The sequence below is a fragment of the Streptomyces sp. 840.1 genome, assembly GCF_003751445.1.
Classification (GTDB): domain Bacteria; phylum Actinomycetota; class Actinomycetes; order Streptomycetales; family Streptomycetaceae; genus Streptomyces.
In genome coordinates, this window is sequence record NZ_RJUU01000001.1 from 1012256 (window position 1) to 1034307 (window position 22052).

Annotated in this window: 22 protein-coding genes; 8 read left to right on the forward strand and 14 right to left on the reverse strand. The window is 72.0% G+C overall.

The features are described from left to right. Positions 1-170: 170 nt before the first annotated feature. Together EDD93_RS39510 and EDD93_RS04495 are read right to left on the reverse strand one after the other, a co-directional pair. Complete coding sequence (locus EDD93_RS39510; protein ID WP_185092209.1) at positions 171-341, reverse strand: hypothetical protein; 171 nt, start codon at positions 339-341, stop codon at positions 171-173. A 162-nt stretch (positions 342-503) separates the two neighbouring features. Continuing rightward, positions 504-845, reverse strand: a complete 342-nt coding sequence (locus EDD93_RS04495; RefSeq protein ID WP_123523938.1) for a DUF1330 domain-containing protein — start codon at positions 843-845, stop codon at positions 504-506. A 166-nt stretch (positions 846-1011) separates the two neighbouring features. On the opposite strand from EDD93_RS04495, the gene EDD93_RS04500 reads away from it, so the two are divergent. After that, positions 1012-1653, forward strand: a complete 642-nt coding sequence (locus tag EDD93_RS04500) for an RDD family protein (RefSeq protein WP_123523939.1) — start codon at positions 1012-1014, stop codon at positions 1651-1653. Between the two features lie 42 nt (positions 1654-1695). Here the strand turns inward: EDD93_RS04500 and EDD93_RS04505 are convergent, their stop codons facing one another. From EDD93_RS04505 to EDD93_RS04520, 4 genes are all read right to left on the reverse strand, one after another. After that, entirely contained in the window at positions 1696-2379 is a 684-nt protein-coding gene (locus tag EDD93_RS04505) for an ABC transporter ATP-binding protein (protein WP_073732467.1), read from the reverse strand. 33 nt (positions 2380-2412) lie between these two features. Next, entirely contained in the window at positions 2413-3870 is a 1458-nt protein-coding gene (locus tag EDD93_RS04510) for an ABC transporter permease (RefSeq protein WP_123523940.1), read from the reverse strand. Between the two features lie 158 nt (positions 3871-4028). Then, on the reverse strand, positions 4029-5297 hold the full coding sequence (locus EDD93_RS04515) for an Ig-like domain-containing protein (protein WP_123523941.1): 1269 nt from the start codon (positions 5295-5297) through the stop codon (positions 4029-4031). 283 nt (positions 5298-5580) lie between these two features. Further along, the gene (locus EDD93_RS04520) at positions 5581-6003 is read right to left on the reverse strand and encodes a hypothetical protein (protein WP_123523942.1); all 423 of its coding nucleotides are present in this window, start codon (positions 6001-6003) and stop codon (positions 5581-5583) included. 107 nt (positions 6004-6110) lie between these two features. On the opposite strand from EDD93_RS04520, the gene EDD93_RS04525 reads away from it, so the two are divergent. Continuing rightward, positions 6111-6410, forward strand: coding sequence for an LPXTG cell wall anchor domain-containing protein (locus tag EDD93_RS04525; RefSeq protein WP_123523943.1), 300 nt, complete (start codon positions 6111-6113; stop codon positions 6408-6410). Positions 6411-6619: 209 nt separating this feature from the next. Here EDD93_RS04525 and hutH read toward each other — a convergent pair whose 3' ends face one another. The 5 genes from hutH to EDD93_RS04555 all read right to left on the reverse strand — a co-directional run bounded on the left by hutH (position 6620) and on the right by EDD93_RS04555 (position 12839). Continuing rightward, positions 6620-8179, reverse strand: a complete 1560-nt coding sequence (gene hutH, locus EDD93_RS04535; RefSeq protein WP_123523944.1) for a histidine ammonia-lyase — start codon at positions 8177-8179, stop codon at positions 6620-6622. Positions 8180-8275: 96 nt separating this feature from the next. Beyond that, entirely contained in the window at positions 8276-9463 is a 1188-nt protein-coding gene (locus EDD93_RS04540) for a GGDEF domain-containing protein (RefSeq protein ID WP_123523945.1), read from the reverse strand. A gap of 96 nt (positions 9464-9559) precedes the next feature. After that, positions 9560-10372, reverse strand: a complete 813-nt coding sequence (locus tag EDD93_RS04545; RefSeq protein ID WP_123523946.1) for an enoyl-CoA hydratase/isomerase family protein — start codon at positions 10370-10372, stop codon at positions 9560-9562. A 147-nt stretch (positions 10373-10519) separates the two neighbouring features. Continuing rightward, positions 10520-11704, reverse strand: a complete 1185-nt coding sequence (locus EDD93_RS04550) for an adenylate/guanylate cyclase domain-containing protein (protein ID WP_123523947.1) — start codon at positions 11702-11704, stop codon at positions 10520-10522. A 271-nt stretch (positions 11705-11975) separates the two neighbouring features. After that, on the reverse strand, positions 11976-12839 hold the full coding sequence (locus tag EDD93_RS04555; RefSeq protein ID WP_123523948.1) for a biotin--[acetyl-CoA-carboxylase] ligase: 864 nt from the start codon (positions 12837-12839) through the stop codon (positions 11976-11978). Between the two features lie 133 nt (positions 12840-12972). Between EDD93_RS04555 and EDD93_RS04560 the strand changes: the two genes are divergently transcribed. The 4 genes from EDD93_RS04560 (at position 12973) to EDD93_RS04570 (ending at position 15660) form a co-directional block, all read left to right on the forward strand. Further along, entirely contained in the window at positions 12973-14556 is a 1584-nt protein-coding gene (locus EDD93_RS04560; RefSeq protein WP_123523949.1) for an acyl-CoA carboxylase subunit beta, read from the forward strand. Between the two features lie 14 nt (positions 14557-14570). Next, on the forward strand, positions 14571-14777 hold the full coding sequence (locus EDD93_RS04565) for an acyl-CoA carboxylase epsilon subunit (protein ID WP_123523950.1): 207 nt from the start codon (positions 14571-14573) through the stop codon (positions 14775-14777). A 75-nt stretch (positions 14778-14852) separates the two neighbouring features. Further along, the gene (mmpB, locus tag EDD93_RS40065) at positions 14853-14981 is read left to right on the forward strand and encodes a morphogenic membrane protein MmpB (RefSeq protein ID WP_260255621.1); all 129 of its coding nucleotides are present in this window, start codon (positions 14853-14855) and stop codon (positions 14979-14981) included. Between the two features lie 61 nt (positions 14982-15042). Continuing rightward, positions 15043-15660: a nucleoside triphosphate pyrophosphatase gene (locus EDD93_RS04570; protein WP_123523951.1), complete on the forward strand. Its 618-nt coding sequence runs from the start codon at positions 15043-15045 to the stop codon at positions 15658-15660. Between the two features lie 106 nt (positions 15661-15766). Here EDD93_RS04570 and EDD93_RS04575 read toward each other — a convergent pair whose 3' ends face one another. Next, entirely contained in the window at positions 15767-16225 is a 459-nt protein-coding gene (locus EDD93_RS04575; RefSeq protein ID WP_123523952.1) for a hypothetical protein, read from the reverse strand. A gap of 391 nt (positions 16226-16616) precedes the next feature. Between EDD93_RS04575 and EDD93_RS04580 the strand changes: the two genes are divergently transcribed. Next, positions 16617-18371: a biotin carboxylase N-terminal domain-containing protein gene (locus tag EDD93_RS04580; protein WP_123523953.1), complete on the forward strand. Its 1755-nt coding sequence runs from the start codon at positions 16617-16619 to the stop codon at positions 18369-18371. 157 nt (positions 18372-18528) lie between these two features. Further along, positions 18529-19134, forward strand: coding sequence for a TetR/AcrR family transcriptional regulator (locus EDD93_RS04585; protein WP_123523954.1), 606 nt, complete (start codon positions 18529-18531; stop codon positions 19132-19134). A gap of 66 nt (positions 19135-19200) precedes the next feature. On the opposite strand, the gene EDD93_RS04590 is transcribed toward EDD93_RS04585, so the two are convergent. After that, the gene (locus tag EDD93_RS04590) at positions 19201-20166 is read right to left on the reverse strand and encodes a DeoR/GlpR family DNA-binding transcription regulator (RefSeq protein WP_123523955.1); all 966 of its coding nucleotides are present in this window, start codon (positions 20164-20166) and stop codon (positions 19201-19203) included. A gap of 197 nt (positions 20167-20363) precedes the next feature. Beyond that, a complete protein-coding gene (locus EDD93_RS04595) occupies positions 20364-21803 on the reverse strand; it encodes an NAD(P)H-quinone dehydrogenase (RefSeq protein ID WP_123523956.1) in 1440 nt (479 codons plus the stop codon). Between the last annotated feature and the right edge of the window lie 249 nt (positions 21804-22052).

Genomic DNA, 22052 nt, shown 5'->3' on the forward strand with positions numbered 1-22052 from the left:
GCCATCCACATGGTGAATCCCGCCGGGCCCGGCAGCGACCGGTCGCGCAAGCCTTGCCCCGGGCCGGTTCCGGGCGGAACGACCGGGTTGGGGGGTATGCCCGGACACCCCCCGAGGTGGTGAACCTCACAACACCCCGGCCCCGGCTGTGAGGTCCGGGCGCCAGGCCCTCAGTACTCGCGCGGGGTACGCCGCATCCACAGGCCCACGCCCGACGCCAGGACGACCACGCCCGAGACGACGCTCAGGGCGATGTGCAGGCCCTCCTGACCGTCCATGAGGTTGAGGGAGACGTTCGCGACGAGCGCGAGGAGGAGCAGGGTCCAGAGCAGCGGCTTCACGGGGTACCTCCAAGGAAGACGGGACACGGGGCGACCCGGCCCCGGTGACGCGGCCGGGTCGGCGTCCGGCTGCGTCACCCATCCTTCCGGGCGGCCCGCTCCGGTACGAGGGCCCCCGCCCCCCGAACCATGGTGTAGCCGGCTGCACCATGGTTCGGGCCGTTACGCGGCGGCACGCATCGCGGCGGCCGTCGCCCGCGCGTCGTAGTCCCGGCCGACGCCGTCCACCAGCACCACCTCGCCCGCGATGTTGCGGGCCCGCAGCGGGATCAGCTCCTGGTAGGCGGGCGAGGCGAACCAGGTGCGGGCCGCCTCGATCGCGGGGAACTCCAGGACGACGAGGGCGCCGCGCCAGTCGCCCTCCATGACCTCGGCCGGGGTGTTGTGGACGAGGAACCGGCCCCCGTACGGGTCCATCGTCGACTGGATGCGCTCGATGTACTCCAGGACCTCCTCGTTGGGCGGGCCATCGGGGTGCAGGTGCGCGATCGCGTACGCGGTCATGGTCACGTCCTCCGGTCTTCGGGTCTTCCGTCCGCTGGTGCACACCATGCTGCCGGGAGCGGCGGGGAGCGTCGATTACCCGTGAGGTAAGCGGGCGGGCGGCCGGTACGGGAACCGCCTGTGCGGACCGGGCCCGCCGTGACGGGCAATCGGACATGATGCCGTCATGAAGACTTCACCGGGGCACCACGGCGGCCACGGGCCGGGCCGGCAGCACTACGGGCTCGCGTCACCGGCCGGAACCACGCTGCTCGGACACGGGCAGCCGAGGCCGCCGCACATACCCGGCCGGACCGGGCGGTCCGGGTATCGCACGCCGCCGCGGGCCGGGGAGACGCGCCGCTATCTCGCCGTGGGCCTCGACTGCTATCTCTGCCTGGTCACCGCGGGGTTACTGGCCCGGCCGCACGTGGACTCGGCGCCCCTGCCCGGGGACGTCGTCCTGCTGCTCGGGCCGGTCCTCGTCATCTCGTTCCTCAACCAGGTCGTCCTCACCGCGCTCGTCGGCGCCGGCGCCGGAAAACTGATCATGGGCATCCGGGTGGTGAGCCTGCCGGACGGCGGCCGCCCGGGGCCGGGCCGGCTCGTACGGCGCTGGCTGCACGGCCTGTGCTGGCTGCCGCTCCAGCCCTGGTACGGGCTGCGCGCCCACCTCGCCCGCGGGGACGACTCCCCCGGGCCCGCGCCGCGCGGCTGCGAGGAGGGCGATCCGTACGCGGAGCCGTACGCCGACCCGGCCGGGGTGCGCCAGGTGCGCCGCAGCGATCTGGCCGCGCACCGCCGGGCCGCCGCCGGACGGGCCGCCTGAGGCCTGCCGTCCGGCGGTGACCCGCCTGCGGGCGCGGGGTGTTCACGCCGCCGCGTTCTCCGTGATGGTGACCTTGCCCTTGCGGATGGTCGCGAGCCTCGGGGCACGGCGGGCGATCGCGCTGTCGTGGGTGACCATGATGAACGTGAGCCCGTGCTCCTTCCACATGGTCTCCAGCACCTCCATGATCTCGTCGCGCATGGACTCGTCGAGGTTGCCGGTGGGTTCGTCCGCGAGCAGCACCTTGGGCTGCTTGACCAGGGCCCTGGCTATCGCCACCCGCTGCTGCTGACCGCCGGACATCTCGCCGGGCAGATGTCCGAGCCGCTCGCCCAGGCCGACCGAGTCCAGCGCCTCGGCCGCCCGTCTGCGCCGCTCCGACGCCTTGCCGCCCAGCGGTACGAGGGCCGTCTCGACGTTCTCCTGGGCGGTGAGCGTCGGGATGAGGTTGAAGCTCTGGAAGACGAAGCCGATGTTCTGCGCGCGCACCTTGGTGAGTCTGGCCTCGCTGAGCTTCGCGAGGTCGACGCCGTCGAGTTCGACGCTGCCGGCCGTGGGGCGGTCCAGGCCGCCGAGCATCTGGAGCAGCGTGGACTTGCCGCCGCCGGTGGGGCCCTGGATGACGAGGCGGCCGCCGTCCTCGATGGTCAGGTCGACGCCTGCGAGCGCGTGGACGGTCGACTTGCCGCGCGTGTAGCGCTTGGTGACGCCTTGAAGGGTATACATGGGTCAACTCCTGCTGGACGGTGGGCGGACGGACTATTCGACGCGGCGCAGCGCGTCGGCCGGGCGCAGCCGGGAGGCGCGCCAGCCGCCGAAGGCGCCCGCGATCAGCCCGCCCGCCACGGCCAGGGCGACGGCGATCAGGATGATGGAGACGGAGACGGGCGCGGTCAGTGCGATGTCGAGGGCCTTGGACGCGCTCTGCCGGCCGGGGCCGCCGCCCATCATCGCGCCGCGCATCCCGCCGCCTCCGCCGCCGCCCGAGGAGCCGAGCTGGGCGGTGAGGGTGGGGCTGACCGCGGTGACGGCGTACGCGCCGGCCAGGCCGACCGCGATGCCGAGGACGCCGCCCATCAGGCCGTTGACGAGGGCCTCGCCGACGACCTGGCGGGTGACCCGGCCGCTCTTCCAGCCGAGGGCCTTGAGCGTGCCGAACTCCCGTACCCGGCGGCTGACCGCGGAGGAGGTGAGCAGGCCGGCCACCAGGAAGGCGGCGATCAGTACGGCGACGGAGAGCCACTTGCCGACGCTGGAGGCCAGGTCGGACGCGGTGGACAGGGAGCCGGAGACGGTGTCCGCGAGATCGGCGGAGGTGGTGACGGTGGTGCCCGTGATGTTCTTCTGGATCGTGGACTTGACGCTGTCGATCGCTTGCGAGTCCGTGGCCTTCACGTAGACCGTGGTGACCTTGTCCTTGGCGTCGGCCAGGGTCTGGGCCTGCTGGAGCGGGACGTAGAGGTTGGCGGCCGCGTCGCCGCTGTCGGCCGCCGAGACGCCGACGATCGTGAACTTCGTGCCGTGGACGGTCACCGTCTTGCCGACGGCGAGCTTCTTCTCCTTGGCGTAGGCGGCGTCGACGACGGCCACCTTGCCGTTGGTCTCGGTGGACTTGAACGTGCGTCCCGAGGTGATCTTCGACGAGGTGAGCGGGCCCAGGTCCTGCTTGGTGACGTCGGTGCCGTAGACCGTGTAGGAGTTGACGTCGAAGGAGGCGCCGCCGCCCTTGACCTCGCCCTGCGGCTGGCCGCCGCCGTAGCCGCCGCGACCGCCCTGGGACGTGCCGCCCTCCTGCTTGAACTCGCCGCGCCTGAACTGGCCGTCGACCTTCATGACGGTCATGCTCAGGCCGCCGACGGCGTCGGCCACGCCGTCCTGCTTGCCCACCTTGTCCACCGTGGTGGCGGCCAGCGTCTGGAAGCCCTGGACCATGACCCGGTCCGTGCTCTGGGTCGTGTCGTCGCCGTTCTCCTTGGCGTCGAAGTCGAACCTGGGCCGCTCCGTGCCCGAACCGGGCGCCGCGGCCGCCTTGGTGACGGTCATGTCGGTGCCGAGCCCGTACAGCGATTCCAGGACCTTGTCCTGGGCCCTGCTCATGCCCGTGGAGACCGAGCTGACGATGATGACCAGCGCAATGCCGAGGCCGAGCCCCGAGGCGACGACGAGCGCCGCCTTTCTGCGGCGGCGCAGCTCGCGCCGGAGGTAGGTGAAGAACATGGCGCGAGGTTATGGACCGCTTGTGATGGTGGGTTAAGGCCACGATGAGAGACGGATGAGAACGCTCCGCATACGCCGCAGGCGGCGGCACCCGTGATCCGTGGGGATCGGGTGCCGCCGCCTGCGTCGAAGGGGTCGGGGGTGGGCCGGGCGTCCGCTCAGGCCCCGGAGCCCGCCGTCCACTGGGCCCAGCTCATGTTCCAGCCGTTGAGTCCGTTGTCGGGCTGGATGGTCTTGTCCGGGGAGTTCTTGATGACGACCACGTCGCCGATCATGGAGTTGTTGTAGAACCAGGCGGCGGGCTGGCTGGCGTCGCCCGCGCCCTTGACGTCGGCGAGCCCGACGCAGCCGTGGCTGGTGTTGGCGGTGCCGAAGATGCCCTTGCCCCAGTAGTTGCCGTGGATGAAGGTGCCGGACGTGGACAGCCGCATGGCGTGCGGCACGTCCTTGATGTCGTACTCACCCTTGCCGTCGTCGTCCGTGAAGCCGACCGTGGAGCCGTCCATCCGGGTCTCCTTGTACTTCTCGGAGATCACCATCTGTCCGTTGTACGTGGGGTTTTCGGGCGATCCGGCGGAGATCGGGATGGTCTTGATCGTCTTCCCGTTCTGGGCGACGGTCATCGTGTGCGTCTTGGCGTCCACGGTGGAGACCTGGTTGCGGCCGACCTTGAAGGTGACCGTCTTCTGCTGCACGCCGTAGACGCCGTCCGCGCCCTCGACGCCGTCCAGCGCCAGCTTCAGCGTGACGGTGGAACCGCCCTGCCAGTAGTCCTGCGGGCGCAGGTCCAGGCGCTGGGAGTTGAACCAGTGGCCGGCGACCTGCTGGCCGCTGCTGGACGTCACGGTGATGCCGTCCAGGACGGCCTTCTTGTCCGTGATCGCCTTGTTGAAGTTGATCGAGACCGGCATGCCGACGCCGACGGTGGAACCGTCCTCGGGGGTGAAGTTCCCGATGAAGCTGTTGGCGGGCGACACGGTGGTGAACGAGGAGTTCTCGTGCGCCTCGCGGCCCTTCGAGTCCTTCGCCGTGGCGTTGATCTTGTACGTGGTCGAGCGCTCCAGCTGGGCGTCCGGCTTCCAGGTGGTGCCGTCGGCGGAGAGGGTGCCCTTGACACTCGCCCCGGCCGCCGTGGTCATCGTGACGACCGTCAGCTTGCCCTTGGCGACGGTGACCTTCGCGTCGTTGTTGATGCTCGCGTTGGTCGCACCGTTCTTCGGGGAGATCGCTATCTGCGCCTCAGAGGTCTCCTCGGCCGCCGCCTTGTCGACCTCGGCCGCCTGTGACTTCTTCGAGCTGTCGGGGCTGGAACCGCCCTTGTCGCCGCCGTCGCTGCAGGCCGTAAGCACCAGCACGCCGCCGAGCAGTGCGGACGCGGCCATGAGGCCCTTGCGCCGCTTGCTGTCCGTCATCACACGCTTCTCCATCGTTGCCGAATCCCCAAAAACCCCGAGCAAGGCCGTCGACCGGCGATACCCCGTCAATGTTCCAAGAACCCCCTGAAAGGGTTACCCGTTCCACATCCGCTGGAGATGTGGGGAACACCACTCATCGACGTACGGGTATCCACGGTGGTTCCTGTGCTCCACCGCGTAGGTGCCGCCGGTGTCCGGCCGGTTGCGCGGCAGCGTCGCGATCCGGTGCGCCGGCTGTCCTGCCCGCCGGCCCCGGCCCGCCGGATACGGGCCGGGGCCGGTGGTTGTCCACCCGCTACGCCTGCCGCTCCGCGCTGCCGTCGTCGTCGTTCTCCTCCCCATTGTGCGGGACGCCGGCGGCGTCCACGTCGCCGTCGTCCCCGTCCTCTTCGTCATCGTCGTCGTCGAGGTCCCATCCGTCCGGGTCCTGCGGGTCGTAGGCGATGCTCTCGCTGCTCCAGGAGGCCTGGGTCAGCTCAACCCCGGGCACCTCGCTGACCAGGTCGAACGGATCGATCAGCGAGGCAAGGGCCTCCGCACCGTCTTCCCGGACGGCGGTCTCGGCATGCGTGCGCTCCTCGGCGGAATCCCCGCCGGGCTCTCCGTACTCGGCCGCGAGGCTCTCCAGAGCGGTTCCGCTCAGTGCGTCGGCGTCGGTGATCTCCAACACCATTTCGACCCGAAGGCGAACATAACGTGATGTCTCAGAAGTGCTCATGTGCCGGAGCGTAAGCTCCCGGCCGCCTCGGCTTTCCTGCGACCCGCTGCTTTCACTAGCATCGGTCGCAGGCCTAACTCACCGCTGTCACAAGGGGGATCGATTCCGTGGCCAGCACCCGCCGCCCGCTCCTGACCGCCACCGCCGCGGGAACGCTGCTGTGCGCCCTCTGGTTCGTGCCGACAGCCACCGCCACCGGCGATACGGGCGGTGGCCGAGGCACCCCGGACCGGACGGCCGCCATCGACGCCATGGGCGCCACCGGCGCGCAGGGCGCGAGGCTCGCGGACACCGGGACCGGCACCGACACGGCCCCGTACCTGATCGGGGGCATGGCGTTCCTGGGCATCGGCGCGGGCTTCGTCACCTATTCCGCACGCCGCACCGGCCCGCTGCCCGCGCACTGACAGTCGCGCGGCAGCGGGCCGGGCAGACGGGACCTTCAAAACACGCCCTAGGGTCTTTCGTTTGGATCAGGCCGGATCAGGGAGCGGTGTCCGGTGCGTGCGGCTGCAAGGCGGAGGAGGGAGTCAATGCGGAGCATTGGCGACCGACGACAACGCCGCAGATGTGCGTGCCGGACACCGCGAGCCCGGCATGATCCAAACGAGAGGCCCTAGGCGAGCTGCCCCGTCACCGGTTCCACCGCCGCGACGAGTCCGCCCGCGCGCACGAAGGCGTCGGCGGCGGCCAGGTCCGGCGACAGGAAGCGGTCCGGCCCCGGGCCCTGGACGCCCGCTGCCCGCAGCGCCTCGACGGCCGCGAGCGAGGCGGGCGCCGGGGTCAGCCCCTGTGCGGCACGCAGCTCGATCGCACGGGTCGCCGCGTACAGCTCGACGGCGACGATCCGGGCGAGGTTGTCCACGGCGGTACGGAGCTTGCGCGCGGCCGACCAGCCCATCGAGACGTGGTCCTCCTGCATCGCGGAGGACGGGATCGAGTCCGCCGAGGCCGGGACGGCGAGCCGCTTCATCTCGCTGACCAGGGCCGCCTGGGTGTACTGGGCGATCATCAGTCCGGAGTCGACGCCCGCGTCGTCCGCCAGGAACGGCGGCAGCCCGTGCGAACGGTTCTTGTCCAGCAGCCGGTCGGTGCGGCGCTCGGTGATCGAGCCGAGGTCGGCGGCGGCGATCGCGAGGAAGTCCAGGACGTAGGCGACCGGCGCCCCGTGGAAGTTGCCGTTGGACTCGACCCGGCCGTCGGCGAGGACCACCGGGTTGTCCACGGCGGCGGCGAGCTCGCGCTCGGCGACCGTCGCGGCGTGCGCGAGGGTGTCCCGGCCCGCGCCGTTGACCTGGGGCGCGCAGCGCACCGAGTAGGCGTCCTGGACGCGCGGCGCGTCGCCTGTGACCTCGGCGTGCCGCCCCGTGAGGCCCGAATCGGCCAGTACCCGCAGCATGTTGTCCGCGCTGGCGCCCTGGCCCGGGTGCGGGCGGATGGCGTGCAGTTCGGGGGCGAGGACCTTGTCCGTGCCGAGCAGGGCCTCCAGGGAGAGGGCCGCGGTGATGTCCGCCGAGGTGTAGAGGCTCCGCAGGTCGGCGATGGCCATCACGAGCATGCCGAGCATCCCGTCGGTGCCGTTGAGGAGGGCGAGACCCTCCTTTTCGCGCAGCTCGACCGGGGTGATGCCGTGGGCGGCGAGGAGCTCGCCGGCGGGGCGCACGGTGCCGTCGGGGCCCTCCGCGTCGCCCTCGCCCATCAGGGTCAGCGCGCAGTGCGAGAGCGGTGCCAGATCGCCCGAGCAGCCGAGCGAACCGTACTCGTGAACGACGGGTGTGATCCCGGCGTTCAGGACGTCGGCCATGGTCTGCGCGATCTCGGGCCGCACGCCCGTGTGGCCCGAGGCGACCGTCTTGAGCCGGAGGAACATCAGCGCCCTGACGACCTCGCGCTCGACCCGCGGGCCCATGCCCGCGGCGTGCGAGCGGACGATGTTGCGCTGGAGCTGGGCGCGGAGCTCGGGGCTGATGTGGCGGCTGGCGAGGGCGCCGAATCCGGTCGAGACGCCGTAGACCGGCTCGGGCTTGGCGGCGAGGGCGTCGATGACCTCGCGGGCCGCGGCGAGAGCGCCCAGCGCGGCGGCGGAGAGTTCGACGCGGGCGTTGCCGCGGGCCACGGCGATGACGTCCTGGGCGGTGGTACCGGACGTCCCCACCACGACTGTATGCATATCCATATTCAGAAGCGTACGGATTGAATCTCTTCATGTCACTAGTGGTCGCCGGGTTGACCCCTTACCGACCGGACCGCGCGGGCCCGGGGGCCCAGAGGCTCAGGGGCGGTTGCCGCGCAGCCGGCGGCGGTCGTGGGCGGCCTTGGGCGGGGAGTCGGCCAGCCGGATGACCTCGCCGTCGCGCCCCGCCACCACGGGCCGCAGCGAGCGGGCCGCCTTCGCCCGGTACTGGGCCGCGTCCGCGAGCCGGAACAGCCGTCGGGCGGAGACCACCGGGCCGATCGGGTCGCCGGTGGAGGCGATCCCGCAGGCGACCCCGTTGCCGAACTCCAGCTCGGCCGCCCGCTCACAGAGCTCGGTGGCCACCGCGACCACCTCGTCCGCCGTCGGACCCACCGCCAGCAGGCAGAACTCGTCCCCGCCGAGCCGGGCCGACAGCGCCCCCGGCAGCATCGCGCCGCACCGCGACAGCACCGAGCCGAAACGTTCCAGCAGGCGGTCACCGACCGCGTGGCCGTGGGTGTCGTTGACCGCCTTCAGCCCGTTGAGGTCGCAGACGGCCAGGCTCACCACCGAACCGTCCACCCGGTGCCGCTCCACCGCCTCGTCCAGGCGCATGTCGACGGCCCGCCGGTTGGCGAGGCCGGTCAGCGGATCGGTGAAGGCGAGCTTGCGCACCTCCTCCAGCCGCTCCGTCTGGGAGATCCCGGCGGCCACGACGGCGGCCAGCACCGTGGCGAAGTCCGCGTCCGCCCGCCCGAACACCGGCTCCCCCACCGGACGCGCCACGTACAGCTCGCCCCAGGCCCGGCCGTGCAGCACGATCGGCGCCACCACACAGCAGCCACGCCCGCGCCGGCGCAGGGCCGCCACCCGCTGGTGGCAGTAGCCGTGCCCGTAGCCGCGCGCACCCGCCGCCCCGGCGCCCCGCCCGCCGGCCGAGGGCTCCGGCTCCACCGGGCCGTCGGCCGTCTCCACCCAGGCGTCCGGCTCGCCGCCTCCGGCCCACCGCTCGTGGAGGAACTCGGTGATCTCCGGGAACTGGTGCACCGGGTACGTCTCCTCGTCGGGGAACTCCTCCTCCCCCTCCGCCCGGTCGCCCGCGTTCACCAGGACCCGCAGCCGCCCGCGCCCGCGCTCCCAGACCGACAGCGCGGCGAAGGAGCCGCCCAGCGCCTCGCACGCCCCCAGCGCGGCCGCCCGCCAGCACCCCCGCGGGGTGTGCGCCGCCGCCATCGCCTGTGCAAGCGAAACCACGGCCCGGAGCCGCGCATCATCACCACCCATCACCCCAGCTTATGTAGATTTGTGGTGATTTGATCAGTTTGCAGTGACGATCATGCGCGTTGCGTCGCCCTGCGGTAACCCTGCGTCACGCGGACGTCATTCGCCGGGCCAGTTCGGCTTCCGCTTCTCGTTGAACGCGGCGACGCCCTCCGCACGGTCCCCGGAGAAGGCCACCGACCGCCACGCGGAGTCCTCGACCTCCAGGCCCGCCCGCAGATCGAGCCCGTGCCCCAGCCGCAGCGCCCGCTTGGCCGCCCGCAGCCCCACCGGGGAGTTGCCCGCGATCCGCGCGGCCAGCGCCAGCGCCTCGGACCGGTCCTCGCCAGCCTCCACCAGCTCGTCCACCAGCCCCAGCTCCCGGGCCTCGGCCGCCTCCACCCGGCGGGCGGTGAAGATCAGCTCGGCGGCACGCGCCGCCCCGATCCGGCGCGGCAGCAGCTGGGTGCCGCCACCGCCCGGGATGACCCCGACCGAGACCTCGGGCAGGCCCACCAGGGCCGTGGCGTCGGCCACGATCAGATCGCAGGACAGCGCCAGCTCGAAGCCGCCGCCGAGCGCGAAGCCGTGCACCGCGGCGATCGTCGGCATCGGCAGTTCGAGGACGCCGGTGTAGGCAGCCCGTGCGGTCGGCCGCTGCCGCACCAGGTCCGCGTCGGTGAAGGAGTTCCGCTCCTTGAGGTCCGCCCCCACACAGAAGGCCCGCTCGTGACTGGAGGTGAGGACGGTGACCCGCACGTCCGGGTCGGCCGCGAGCGCGGCACAGGCGGCGGCGATCGAGCGGGCCATGTCCGTGGACACCGCGTTCATGGCCTTCGGCCGGTCCAGGACCAGCTCGGCGACGTGCTCCAGGCCCTCGTGACCCCGTACGACGACGAACTCCCCGAACCGCTGCTCGGACGTGACGGTCATGGCTGCACCCCTGTCGGTTAACGAGCGTTACCGGAGGGATCCTAGGGCCTGCCTTCAAGCTGCCGTCGTCGCCCGGAGGGCGGCCGGGGGGGGCGTCAGGTGCGTGCTCTAGGCGTGCCGGCCCCGGGGCAGTCCGTCAGGGGCGGGTCAGGAGCTGCCGCGGCGGGCCAGCAGCCACGGTTCGACGACACCGAGGCCGCGCACCGGGCGCTGCCACATCGGCTGGAGCCCGTAGCGGTACTTGGGTACGGGCCTCGGCTCCTCGCCGTCCGTGCCCTCCCGGCCGGCGCGCTCGGCGGCGGCCGCGGCCTCCTCGGCGGCCCGCGCCTCGGAGGCGGGGGCGTCGCCGGTACGGGTCAGCTCCTCGGCGAACGCCCCGTCCACCAGGACGGCGTCCTTCGGCGCTATCGAGGTGAGCCGGCTGGCGAGGTTCACGGTGGTGCCGAACACATCGCCCATCCGGGTGGTGACCGTCCCGAACGCGATGCCGACGCGCAGTGCGGGCATCTGCTCGTCCAGCGTCATCGCCTCGATGAGGCGCAGCGCGATCTCGGCCGCGGTGCCCGCGTCGTCGGCGGCGAAGAGGACCTCGTCACCGAGGGTCTTGATGAGCCGGCCGCCGTGGGCGGCGACCAGGTCGGCGCAGGTGGTCTCGAAGGCCTCGACGAGTTCGCCGAGCTCCTCCTCCTCCAGGCGGCGGGTGAGCCGGGTGAAGCCGACGAGGTCCGCGAAGCCGACGGCGAGGCGCCGGTCGACCATCTCGTCGTCGTCCGCCGCCTGCACGACCCGGCCGGTGGCGGCGGCGAGCTGGCGCCGCCACACGTAGACCAGGAACTCCTCCAGCTCCGGCAGGAGCAGCTCGACCAGCGGGTAGGTGACCTCGGTGCGGGTCATGCCGGGCTCGGGCGGCTCGGTCAGGCCCTCCAGGAAGGAGTCGATCTGCCACTCCGCCAGCCGGGCGGTGGTCTGCCCGGTGGACCGGGCGACCTGGATCGCCATCGGCTCGCTCAGCAGCCCGGCCTCGACCAGACCGGACAGCCGGCGCAGCGCCAGCACGTCCGCCTCGGTCAGCGCCTTGGCCTGGCCGATGTCGGCGAAGCCCATGGCCCGCCAGAACCGGGACGCCAGGTCCATCGAGACGCCGGCGGTCCGGGCGGCCTGGAACGGGGTGTAGCGCCGGTCGGCGCCCAGGATCAGCGCTTCCAGCCTGATCGCGAGGGGATCGTCGGTCGGCTCGGCCGTGTGGTCGACTTCGTGATGCGGTGTCGCGTGGACCGATGGGTCCGACGAGGGCTCCGAGCCATCGCCGGAGGTCGTGTCGTCGACGGTCACCAGCCGCCTCCTGCCCGTTCCCTGCGCACTGCCCTGCCGATCTGTCGGTGGATCGCCTCAACGATACGGCAGGTGTGCCCTACCTCACGTCCTCAGGTCGTCCGGACCTGGGGCGTGTCCGTAAAGTCCCGCCGTAGGCCCGGAGGGCGTGGTCCGCGGCGTCCGGTGCGTGCAGTCGCGAGCCGGCGGATCGCCCTCGCGCCGGGTGGCCGCGCGTGCCGGGCGTCGCGGACCGGGCGGGACTCTGCGGACACACCCCAGGGGGCGCCGCTCAGGTCAGGCCGCCGGCGACTCCCCGCAGGTGGACGATGTCGCCCGCCGAGACCGGCTCCTGGAGGCCGTCGCCGGCCGACAGGACGAGGCGCCCGTCCCCGTCGATCGCCACCGCCTCCCCGGTGAGCGTGCGCTCGCCGGGCAGCTGGGCCCGCACCGTCCGCCCGAGCGTCGCGCAGCCGGCCGCGTACGCCTCCTGGAGCCCGCTGGCGGCCGCGTCCCCGTCCGCCGCACGCCACTGCCCGTACCACTGCTCCAGTGAGCGCAGCACGCCCCTGAGCAGCGTCTCGCGGTCCGTGGAGACCGCTCCGGCCAGGGCGAGCGAGGCGGCCGTGGGGGCGGGGAGCTCGTCCTCGCGCAGGGAGACGTTGAGGCCGATGCCGATGACGACGCCGTCCCCGGCACGTTCGGCCAGGATGCCGCCCGCCTTGCGCTCCTCGGTCCCGACCGTGACCAGCAGGTCGTTGGGCCACTTCAGTGCCGTGTCGACGCCCGCCGATTTCGCCAGGCCGGTCGCCACCGCGACCCCGGTGAGCAGCGGCAGCCAGCCCCACCGCTGGACGGGGACCGCGCCGGGCGTCAGGTAGACGGAGAAGAACAGGCCCGAGCGGGCCGGCGCGGTCCAGGTCCGGTCCAGGCGGCCCCGTCCTGCGGTCTGCTCCTCGGCGACCAGGACAGCGCCCTCGGTCAGCCCGGCCGCTCGCGCCGCGAGGTCGGAGTTGGTGGACCCGGTCGAGTCCACGACGTCGAGGGCGCTCCACAGCCCGTCCGGCCGGAGCAGACCGCGGCGCAGCGCGGGGACGTTCAGAGGCGGCCGGTCCAGGTCCGACCAACGGTTGTGTGACGCATCCGAGGGTGTCATGCAAGCCACCCTAGGTGTGTCAAACGACGCACTGCCGAACCGTATCCGCGCCGATACGCTACGGGGCAGTAGCTGTTCATCCGCTGATCAGCAGCACAGTCGTCCCCGTGACCAGGCAGGGAGCCGCAACCCGATGTCCGAGCCGGAAGAGACCGACATCCACACCACCGCGGGCAAGCTCGCGGACCTGCAGCGCCGCATCGAGGAGGCGACCCACGCGGGTTCCGCCCGCGCGGTGGAGAAGCAGCACGCGAAGGGCAAGTTGACGGCGCGCGAGCGCGTGGACCTGCTGCTGGACGAGGGCTCCTTCGTCGAGCTCGACGAATTCGCCCGGCACCGGTCGACGAACTTCGGGATCGAGAAGAACCGGCCCTACGGAGACGGTGTCGTCACCGGGTACGGCACGGTCGACGGCCGCCCCGTCTGCGTGTATTCGCAGGACTTCACCATCTTCGGCGGCTCGCTCGGTGAGGTCTACGGTGAGAAGATCGTCAAGGTGATGGACTTCGCGCTGAAGACCGGCTGTCCGGTCATCGGCATCAACGACGGCGGCGGCGCCCGCATCCAGGAAGGCGTGGCGGCGCTGGGCCTCTTCGCGGAGATCTTCCGGCGCAACGTGCACGCCTCGGGTGTCGTCCCGCAGATCTCGCTGATCGTGGGACCGTGCGCGGGCGGCGCGGTCTACTCCCCAGCGATCACCGACTTCACGGTCATGGTCGACCAGACCTCGCACATGTTCATCACCGGCCCCGACGTCATCAAGACGGTCACCGGTGAGGACGTCGGCTTCGAGGAGCTCGGCGGCGCCCGTACGCACAACACCACCTCCGGGGTGGCGCACCACATGGCGGGCGACGAGAAGGACGCCATCGAGTACGTCAAGTCGCTGCTCTCCTACCTCCCGTCGAACAACCTCTCCGAGGCCCCGGCCTTCCCGGAGGAGGCGGACCTGGCGGTCACCGACGAGGACCGCGAGCTGGACACGCTCATCCCGGACTCCGCGAACCAGCCGTACGACATGCACACCGCGATCGAGCACGTGCTGGACGACGGTGAATTCCTGGAGACCCAGGCCCTGTTCGCGCCGAACATCCTCACCGGCTTCGGCCGCGTCGAGGGCTACCCCGTCGGCATCGTCGCCAACCAGCCGCTGCAGTTCGCCGGCTGTCTGGACATCAACGCGAGCGAAAAGGCCGCGCGCTTCGTGCGCACCTGCGACGCGTTCAACGTGCCGGTGCTGACCTTCGTCGACGTGCCCGGCTTCCTGCCCGGCGTCGACCAGGAGTACGGCGGCATCATCCGGCGCGGTGCCAAGCTGATCTACGCGTACGCGGAGGCGACGGTCCCGCTGATCACGGTGATCACCCGCAAGGCGTTCGGCGGCGCGTACGACGTGATGGGCTCCAAGCACCTGGGCGCCGACATCAACGTCGCGTGGCCGACCGCCCAGATCGCCGTCATGGGCGCGCAGGGCGCCGTCAACATCCTGCACCGGCGTACGATCGCCGCCGCGCAGGACCAGGAGGCGACCCGCACCGAGCTGATCGCGGACTACGAGGACGCGCTGCTCAACCCGTACGTGGCGGCCGAGCGCGGCTACGTGGACGCGGTGATCATGCCGTCCGACACCCGGGCCCACGTGGTCAAGGGACTGCGGCAGCTGCGGACCAAGCGGGAGTCGCTGCCCCCGAAGAAGCACGGCAACATCCCTCTCTAGAAAGGGCTCTGGCCATGATCAAGGTCGTACGGGGCAATCCGACCCCGGAAGAGCTGGCAGCCGCGCTCGCGGTCGTCCAGGCACGCGCCGCAGCGGTGGCCGCCGTGTCCTCCGGAGCGCCGGAGCTGCCCGCGCGCTGGTCCGACCCGGGCCGGGTCGCCCGGCGCGGGCGCCATCTGCCGAGGCCGCGCGCCTGGGCGCGTACGTACTGGCCCGGGTAGCCGGGTACGGCCGGGGCGGTTGTTGAGTACTCGTACTCAGGCGCGGGCCCGGTCCGCCGCAGCAGGATCGGAAGCATGCTGTGGTCCGATCCCGAGAACAAGCCGCCGAAGGAACTGCGCGACGCCCAGGACATGATGCGGCGCGTGGGTCTGGTGCTCGCGCTGGCCATGGTCGTCGCCATGTTCGTGAGCGGCACCCGCTGACAGGGCGGGCGCGCTCCCCCGGTGCCGCTGCCGGGGCCACCCGCACCGGCTGATTTGTACGATGGCGCGCATGACTGATCCCGCGCCCCGCCGCCTCGTGCTCGCCTCCGCCTCGCCCGCCCGCCTCGGTCTGCTCCGGCAGGCCGGGTTCGCGCCCGAGGTGATCGTCAGCGGGGTGGACGAGGACGCGCTGAGCGCCCCGACCCCCGCCGAGCTGGCGCTGGTGCTGGCCGAGGCCAAGGCCGCCGCGGTGGCGGCGCTGCCGGAGGTCGCGGGGGCCCTGGTCATCGGCTGCGACTCGGTGCTGGAGCTCGACGGCCAGGCTCTCGGCAAGCCGGCCGACGCCGAGGAGGCCACGGCCCGCTGGAAGTCGATGCGGGGGCGGTCCGGGGTGCTGCGGACCGGTCACAGCCTGACGGACACCGCGGCCGGGCGGACGGTCTCGGAGACGGCGTCCACGACGGTCCGCTTCGGCGAGCCGACGGACGCCGAGATCGCGGCCTACGTGGCCTCCGGCGAACCGCTCCACGTGGCGGGCGCCTTCACCCTCGACGGGCGCTCCGCGCCGTTCGTGGACTCCATCGACGGGGACCCGGGCAACGTCATCGGGCTCTCGCTGCCGTTGCTGCGGCGGCTGCTCGGCGAGCTGGGGATCACGGTCACCGAACTCTGGGCCTGAGCGGGTCCGGCGAGGCAGCGGGCGTCCGGCCGGCGGAAGGCGTCCGGCCAGGCGGGGGCGGGTCCGGTCAGGCAGGAGGCGTCCGGCCAGGCGGGGGCGGGTCCGGTCAGACGGGGGCCGGGGCCGCCGGCTGCTCGGCCTCCGCCCCGGCGGCCGGTGCCTCGCGGCCGGGCCCGTACGCCACCAGCGTCAGCACGATCAGGCCGAGCACCACCATCATGAACACGAACGCGGTCCAGCCGATCAGTCCCACCGCGAGCGCGCCCAGCACCCCGTGGATGACGGCGCAGCAGATGAGAACGGTCCTGGCGATCCGGCCCGGGGCCCGGTCGCGGATGCCGCACAGCAGGAGCAGCACACCGCACAGCAGCAGGAAGAGGCCACAGACCCCGCCCAGCACCCAGGCCCCGTTGGCCATGACGCCGGGATCCGTGCCCGCGAGGGACATGTCCTGGTTCTCCACGAACGTCGCCATGACACCGTTGACGATCACGATGCCCACGGCCTCCGCGAACAGCACGATCGCGGATATGTATGCCACCGTCCTGCGCAGCACGGCGCTCACCCCCTGTTACCTGCAGTACGTGCGATAGCGCGGACCCTACTAATCGGTAATGCTCGGGACAAGGGGTTCGACCGCCTTCGCGGCCCGGCGGCACGCGCGGGGGCCGCCTGCCCGTGCGAGCCGCCGGCCGCCGGGCAAAGAAACGCGCGGCCGTTAGTGGGAATCAGACAAAGAAACACCGGGCGTCGCTGCCCTTACCGACAGAGACCTGGACCACACCTCGTGGCTACTGTGCGGTTATGGTTCCCGGCGTACCGTGGTTCCACAAGGGATTTCGCGACTTGAGCAGGCCTCGAATCACACTCCGTGTGGGCAAGCTCACCATTGGGGACGGGTCGTAGGGCCGTGTCGGTAGTCCCTAAACTCAGCTTGTTTCAAGGAGGGAGCCATCGTGCGCAAGGTGCTCATCGCCAACCGTGGCGAAATTGCTGTCCGTGTTGCCCGAGCTTGCCGGGACGCGGGAATCGGGAGCGTGGCCGTCTACGCGGACCCGGACCGCGACGCGTTGCATGTACGTGCGGCCGACGAGGCATTCGCGCTGGGCGGTGACACCCCGGCCGCCAGCTACCTGGACATGGCCAAGGTGCTCCAGGCTGCCAAGGACTCGGGGGCGGACGCGATCCACCCGGGATACGGGTTCCTCTCGGAGAACGCCGAGTTCGCGCAGGCCGTGCTGGACGCCGGGCTGACGTGGATCGGTCCGCCGCCGCAGGCGATCCGGGACCTCGGTGACAAGGTCGCCGCCCGTCACATCGCCCAGCGTGCCGGCGCCCCGCTCGTCGCGGGCACCCCCGACCCGGTCTCCGGTTCCGCCGAGGTCGTCGCGTTCGCCGAGGAGAACGGGCTGCCGATCGCGATCAAGGCCGCCTTCGGCGGTGGCGGGCGCGGGCTGAAGGTCGCCCGCACCCTCGATGAGATCCCGGAGCTGTACGACTCCGCGGTCCGGGAGGCCGTCGCGGCCTTCGGGCGCGGCGAGTGCTTCGTGGAGCGCTACCTCGACAAGCCCCGGCACGTGGAGACCCAGTGCCTGGCCGACACCCACGGCAACGTGGTCGTCGTCTCCACCCGTGACTGCTCGCTCCAGCGCCGCCACCAGAAGCTCGTCGAGGAGGCCCCGGCCCCCTTCCTGTCCGAGGCGCAGAACGCGGAGCTGTACGCGGCGTCCAAGGCGATCCTGAAGGAGGCCGGCTACGTCGGCGCCGGCACGGTCGAGTTCCTGGTCGGCATGGACGGCACGATCTCCTTCCTCGAGGTCAACACCCGCCTCCAGGTCGAGCACCCGGTCACCGAGGAGGTCACCGGCCTCGACCTCGTGCGCGAGATGTTCCGCATCGCGGACGGCGAGGAGCTCGGCTACGACGACCCCGCGATGCGCGGGCACTCCTTCGAGTTCCGGATCAACGGCGAGGACCCGGGCCGCGGCTTCCTGCCCGCTCCCGGCACGGTCACCCTGTTCGCCCCGCCGACCGGCCCCGGGGTCCGCCTCGACGCCGGCGTCGAGTCCGGCAGCGTGATCGGCCCCGCGTGGGACTCGCTCCTCGCGAAGCTGATCGTCACCGGCGCCACCCGTGAACAGGCACTGCAGCGCGCGGCCCGCGCCCTGGCCGAGTTCACCGTCGAGGGCATGGCCACCGCCATCCCCTTCCACCGCGCCGTCGTCGTCGATCCCGCGTTCACCGCCGACCCGTTCACCATCCACACCCGGTGGATCGAGACCGAGTTCGTCAACGAGATCCCCGCCTTCGCCGCGCCCGCCGAGGCCGACGCGGACGAGGAGTCCGGCCGTGAGACCGTCGTCGTCGAGGTCGGCGGCAAGCGTCTCGAGGTCTCGCTGCCCTCCTCGCTCGGCATGAGCCTGGCCCGCACCGGCCTCGCGGCGGGCGCCAAGCCCAAGCGCCGCGCGGCCAAGAAGTCCGGCTCGGCGGTCTCCGGCGACACCCTCGCCTCCCCGATGCAGGGCACGATCGTGAAGATCGCGGTGGCGGAGGGCCAGGAGGTCAAGGAGGGCGATCTGATCGTCGTCCTGGAGGCCATGAAGATGGAGCAGCCGCTCAACGCGCACCGCTCCGGCACGGTCAAGGGCCTGACCGCCGAGGTCGGCAGCTCGCTCTCGTCCGGTGCCGTGATCTGCGAGATCAAGGACTGACCCCCGCTCCTCGCGTTCCCCGGCGCCCCCGTCATGTCGTACGACGTGACGGGGGCGCCGCCCGTTGTCCGCCCGGCGCCTGCGGGCTCCCTGGCCACTGGGCCGGACGGGCGATGGCATCCTGGACCCCCGCGGCGGAATCAGGGAGGACTGCGCGATGGCGACGAGCACTGCAGCGACACCGGCCCGGCCCATGCGCGCCGACGCGCGCCGCAATTACGACCGGCTGCTGGCCGAGGCCCGTACCGCCTTCGCTGAGCACGGCACGACGGCGTCCCTGGAGGATGTCGCGAGGCGCGCGGGGGTGGGGATCGGCACCCTGTACCGGCACTTCCCGACCCGGCACGCGCTGATGAGCGCCGTCTTCCAGGAGGCGGTGGCCGATCTGATCGCCCGCTCCCGGGAACTGGCCGGGGCGGAGCGGCCGTGCGACGCGCTGGTGGAGTGGCTGGGCACGATCATCACTCATGCGGGTGAGTACCGCGGGCTGGCGCAGGCCCTCATGTCGACCTGCCGGGACGAGACTTCGGCGCTGTCCCGGTGCAGTGTGCCGATGCGCCGGGCGGGTTCGGTCCTGCTGGCCCGTGCGCAGGCGGGCGGGGCGGTGCGGGCGAACGTGTCCATCGACGATCTGATGCAGCTCACCAACGCGATCGCGTTGGCCGCCGAGCAGTCGCCCGACGATCCGGGCCTGGCGGACCGGCTGCTGACACTGACGGTGCAGGGACTGGGCGCGGCACATCCGGGCCCCTCCGTGGACTGAGGGCGGGGTACGGGGGCAGCGCCCCCGAGACCCGGCGCCCCGGAACCAGGACCTCCGCCGGACCGGCTACCGGCGGCGCAGGTCCGCCACCCGTGCCCGGTCCGCCTGACCCTGCTCCGCCAGCACCGCGGAACCCCGTAACGGCTGCGGCCCGCCCCCGTGCGTGCGCCGCTGCCCCGGCAGGGGCATGTCCCGGCGGTTGCCCCGCCCGGATGCCCCCTGGTCGGACGAGGCCGGGGCCGGGGCGCCCGAGGGGCCCGCCACCGCGATCTGCACCCCCTGGTCCGCCAGGGCCTGCAGCTCGGCCGCCGCGCGGTCGTCGTGCGCGGCCGGTTCGTCCGTCACGAGCCGGGTGATGAGGTCGGTCGGCACCGTCTGGAACATGGTGTCGGAGCCGAGCTTGGTGTGATCGGCCAGGACCACCACCTCCCCGGCCGCCTGGACCAGGGCCCGGTCCACGCTCGCGGAGAGCATGTTGGACGTGGAGAGCCCGCGCTCGGCGGTGAGGCCGCTCCCGGACAGGAACGCCCGCGAGACCCGCAGCCCCTGGAGCGACTGCTCGGCCCCGCTGCCCACCAGCGCGTAGTTGGAGCCGCGCAGGGTGCCCCCGGTCATCACCACTTCCACCCGGTTGGCGTGGGCCAGGGCCTGGGCGACGAGCAGCGAGTTGGTGACCACGGTCAGACCGGGGACCCGCGCGAGCCGGCGGGCCAGCTCCTGCGTGGTCGTACCGGCGCCGACCACGATGGCCTCGCCCTCTTCGACGAGACCTGCGGCCAGATCGGCGATGGCCGTCTTCTCCGCGGTGGCGAGATGGGATTTCTGCGGAAAGCCGGACTCCCGCGTAAAACCGCCCGGCAAGACCGCACCGCCGTGCCGGCGGTCGAGGAGTCCTTCTGCCTCCAGTGCCCGCACGTCCCGCCGTACGGTCACTTCGGAGGTCTGGACGACGCGGGCGAGCTCACGGAGCGATACCGCCCCGTTGGCGCGCACCATTTCGAGGATCAATTGACGACGTTCTGCAGCGAACACGAAACTGACAGTAACGCCATCGCCCGATAGTTCTCAGCAGTTTGCGCTGAATTGCAGAAGTTGTACACACAAGGGGCCGCCAAGTGGTATAGGCGGCCCCGTTGTTGTCCCCTACTGATCGCGGGTGGTCGCGGAACCGCCCGAGTTGCCGGGAGTTGCCGGGTAATGCCGGGCCCGCCGGGGGTTCCGCAGCGCGGTTACGCCTCGCCCGCCTGCTTACGGGTGTGCAACTGGCGGGCCACTTCCGCGATCGATCCCGACAGGGACGGATACACAGTGAAGGCGTTTGCGATCTGTTCCACCGTCAGATTGTTGTCGACCGCGATCGAGATGGGGTGGATCAGCTCGCTCGCCCGGGGCGCGACGACACAGCCGCCGACCACGATGCCGGTGCCGGGGCGACAGAATATTTTGACGAAGCCGTCCCGGATGCCCTGCATCTTGGCGCGCGGGTTGCGCAGCAGCGGCAGCTTGACGACCCGGGCGTCGATCCTGCCCGAGTCGACGTCGGACTGGCTGTAGCCGACCGTGGCGATCTCCGGGTCGGTGAAGACGTTCGAGGAGACCGTCTTCAGGTTCAGCGGGGTGACCGCGTCACCGAGGAAGTGGTACATCGCGATCCGGCCCTGCATCGCGGCGACCGAGGCGAGCGCGAAGATCCCGGTGACGTCACCGGCCGCGTAGACGCCCGGGGCGCTGGTGCGGGAGACCTTGTCGGTCCAGATGTGGCCCGAGTCCTTGAGCCGGACCCCGGCCTCCTCCAGGCCCATGCCCGCGCTGTTCGGGATCGCGCCGACCGCCATCAGGCAGTGCGAGCCGGAGATGACCCGGCCGTCGGCCAGGGTGACCTCGACGCGGTCGCCGACGCGCTTGGCGGACTGGGCGCGGGAGCGGGCCATCACGTTCATGCCCCGGCGCCGGAACACGTCCTCCAGGACGGCGGCCGCGTCCGGGTCCTCGCCCGGCAGCACCCGGTCGCGGGAGGAGACGAGCGTGACGCGCGAGCCGAGGGCCTGGTAGGCGCCGGCGAACTCCGCGCCCGTGACACCCGAGCCGACCACGATGAGCTCCTCGGGGAGCTCGTCGAGGTCGTAGACCTGGGTCCAGTTCAGGATCCGCTCGCCGTCGGGGAGCGCGTCCGGGATCTCCCGGGGGTGGCCGCCCGTCGCGATCAGCACGGCGTCGGCGGTGAGCGTCTCCTCCGTGCCGTCCGCGGCGGTCACGACGACGCTGCGCGAGCCGTCGGCGGCCTGGAGGCCCTCCAGGCGGCCCCGGCCGCGCATCACCCGCGCGCCGGCCCGGGTGACGGAGGCGGTGATGTCGTGGGACTGGGCGAGCGCCAGGCGCTTCACCCGCCGGTTGACCTTGCCGAGGTCGACGCCGACCACCCGCGCGGCCTGCTCCAGGTGCGGGGTGTCGTCCGCGACGATGATGCCGAGCTCCTCGTACGAGGAGTCGAAGGTGGTCATCACCTCTGCCGTCGCGATCAGGGTCTTCGAGGGCACGCAGTCGGTGAGCACCGACGCGCCGCCGAGGCCGTCGCAGTCGACGACGGTCACCTCCGCGCCGAGCTGGGCGCCCACCAATGCCGCCTCGTACCCGCCGGGTCCGCCGCCGATGATCACGATCCGGGTCACGAAAAGTCCGCCTCGCGTTTCGTCCCGCGGCCGTCTGCTTGCCCCGGCCGGGGTCCGGGGGGCCGCCCCGGGTGAATGCAGTACGTACTTCATTGTCCCGCACGCGCCAAGGTGCTTCGCCCCGGGGCCCTCCATACGTGCGCCGGGCCGCTGGGGCGGGGGCCGGGCCGGGCGCGGCGCACCCCCCGAGCGGGCGTCTTCCTCACCGGAATCGACCTCACCGGTGCCACCTCCCGTACCCTCGACCCC